Annotated in this window: 3 protein-coding genes; all 3 read left to right on the plus strand. The window is 48.9% G+C overall.

Annotated features, from left to right (window positions below):
* The first annotated feature begins 152 nt into the window (after window positions 1–152).
* Genes BMY62_RS15690 through BMY62_RS15695 form a run of 3 tightly spaced genes read left to right on the plus strand, consistent with a single transcriptional unit; the run spans window position 153 to window position 2,415 of the window.
* Window positions 153–1,118, plus strand: coding sequence for a replication initiation factor (locus tag BMY62_RS15690; protein ID WP_177170428.1), 966 nt, complete (start codon window positions 153–155; stop codon window positions 1,116–1,118).
* Window positions 1,119–1,120: 2 nt separating this feature from the next.
* On the plus strand, window positions 1,121–1,468 hold the full coding sequence (locus tag BMY62_RS16620; protein WP_256207669.1) for a helix-turn-helix transcriptional regulator: 348 nt from the start codon (window positions 1,121–1,123) through the stop codon (window positions 1,466–1,468).
* Complete coding sequence (locus BMY62_RS15695) at window positions 1,396–2,415, plus strand: site-specific integrase (RefSeq protein WP_371264107.1); 1,020 nt, start codon at window positions 1,396–1,398, stop codon at window positions 2,413–2,415. The genes BMY62_RS16620 and BMY62_RS15695 overlap by 73 nt, the downstream gene beginning before the upstream one ends.
* Window positions 2,416–2,516 lie beyond the last annotated feature (101 nt).

A 2,516-nucleotide genomic window follows, 5' to 3' on the forward strand; every position in this document is an offset into this window, starting at 1 on the left:
AAATCAAATTCTTGAACAGAAAAATAGTCGGAAATCCAGCTAATCGTTCCCTGGCTTGGAAAGATTCGCTTTAAGTATATTTTTAGAGATTCCCTATCGGTGATCATATCTTTGAAGTCAAGGATAAAGGATCGTCCATATTCCCGTATGTCATGGAAGATGGCGCATTTCGTATCAGCCTATCCAGAGCAGGCAAGAAAACGCCTATGGCGTATGTGAAGCTATCTTCAAGGTATTTGTGCAGCACTACACCCAGGAATGCTGAAATTCACTTACGCAAGCTTCTGGATACATTAGGCACGATAACCGATGTTGCCCATGTCAGCCGCATAGACCTGTGCGCTGATTTCGTATCGTGTGAAAACATGGAATCTTGGAATCGCCACGCATGGGTGACACGCGGAAAGAAAAAGGATGCACATGCAGTCAGTGAAGAGTTTTCAGGTTGGTCGATTGGCTTGGGTGGTCGTATCTCTTGCCGTTTGTATGACAAATTGTTGGAAATACAGGCCAGCGGACGTACCGATTTACTGCCATTGTGGAAAGCTGGCGGAAGACAGGAAAACGAACCCGTCTGGCGCATTGAGTTCCAGTTCATGCGTGAAGTGTTGGTGCAGTATGGCTTAATCGGTCTGGATAGCGTGTTATCCAATCTCAATGGTTTGTGGAGTTACGCTGTCACTGAATGGCTGCGCTTAACCATACCCAATCCCGATGATAAAACCCGTTCACGTTGGCCGATTCATCCTTTATGGGGGTATATTTCCTCAATAGATTGGGGAGGCGATGGTGGGCCGCTATCGCGTTCATTCAAGGCCACACGTGTACCCGATGATAGCCGTATATTTTCGCTTGGTGCGAGTTCAATCGCTTCCTACATGGCCAAGTATGGCATTACCGACTATGACGAAGGCATCGACCGTTATGTGATGGATATCTTCAAGTATTTCCATGAACGCGGCTTTTATATGGGTTTATCTGCTGAAGCCTACATTCTTGAAAAGGTGCGGCTACGGGCCAAGGAATTCAACACGCTGTTGAATCAATCGCAAGAAGAACGCCAACACCTGGAAACCCAGCAAGCCGCCAACGCCTACCGCAAGGCAAAAGGTAACTAACAATGGAAAAAGTTAGCCTGCCACTGCCTGCGGTTCGCTTTTTGTCCAAAAAGGAAGCAGCTGCATACCTGGGTATCGGGGTTACGCTGTTTAATGAACTGGGCATTCCATGTGTCAAACTGGGTCGGCGCAGTTTGTACGATAAGGTTGATTTAGATGCTTGGATAGAGGATTATAAGCAGCGCGAGCATGGGCGGGCTAAGGAGGAATTTATATGGCCCAAACACAAGAAGGTGTCTACCGGAGAAAAGATTCACGTTTCTGGTGGATTACAACAATGCTCCCGAACGGCAAAAGAATACGCCAAAGCGCTGGGACTAAAAACCGCAAAGATGCCGAAGCACTGCTAGCCAAAATCAGGCTGGAAGCGTTTCGGGAATATCATTTCGATATCAAGCCACAACGCACCTGGCAAGAAGCCGTCGTGCGGTATCTCGCGGTTAAGGCAAGCCTGAAAAGCTACCGGGATGTGCAACGGATTTGCCGAATGCTTGATCCTTACCTGGGTAAGCTTACCTTGAATCAGGTCAATGGCGACATGATCTGGTATGTGGTTCAGCAACGGCTCAAGCAAGGCAATTCACCGGCAACCGTGAACCGTTATCTGGCCTTGATTCGCAATTTGCTGAAAACGGCACGCGATGAATGGCAATGGATCGACAGCATACCCAAAATCCGGTTATTGCCGGGTGAAGTGGAACGGGATCGCTGGTTAACCAAAGATGAAGCGGATCGCTTAATACAGGCTGCACCTGAACACCTGGCGGCTTTGATTCGTTTTGCGTTGGCAACCGGATGCCGGGCTAGAGAGATTACCGGACTGGAGTGGAGTCGCGTCGATTTGAATCGATGCACGGCATGGTTAAACCATACCAAGAACGGCACGCCGAGAGGCGTTCCATTGAATAAGGATGCAATCACCGTATTGCAAGGACAAATCGGGAAGCATCAGCAATACTGTTTCACCTATCGCGGCAATCCTATCCGTTGGGACTTGACCAACACGGCCTGGGTTAATGCGATAAAGAAAGCCGGTATTGAAGATTTCCGCTTTCATGATTTACGGCATACCTGGGCTTCATGGCATCGGCAGGCTGGCACGAGCTGCGATGAACTGAAAGACCTGGGCGGCTGGAAATCCCGGAATATGGTGGATCGTTACGCCAAGTTTGCAACTGAAAATCTGGCGTTTGCTGCATCCAGAATTGAGTCGACCCGTGACAGCAAAGTGATTCCGATGTCACGTTTTGGTCACGTTACGAATTCGGGGAAAACGGCTGAGTCTGTAAAGCCTTGATTTAGCTGGCTCCCCGACCAGGGCTCGTTAGAGTAGAAGACTGCAACAAACAACGCATATTCACGCGCCATCCGTCACAGCCTCCCCTCATCAAACCGGAC

The organism is Nitrosomonas marina (genome assembly GCF_900111605.1).
Classification (GTDB): domain Bacteria; phylum Pseudomonadota; class Gammaproteobacteria; order Burkholderiales; family Nitrosomonadaceae; genus Nitrosomonas; species Nitrosomonas marina_A.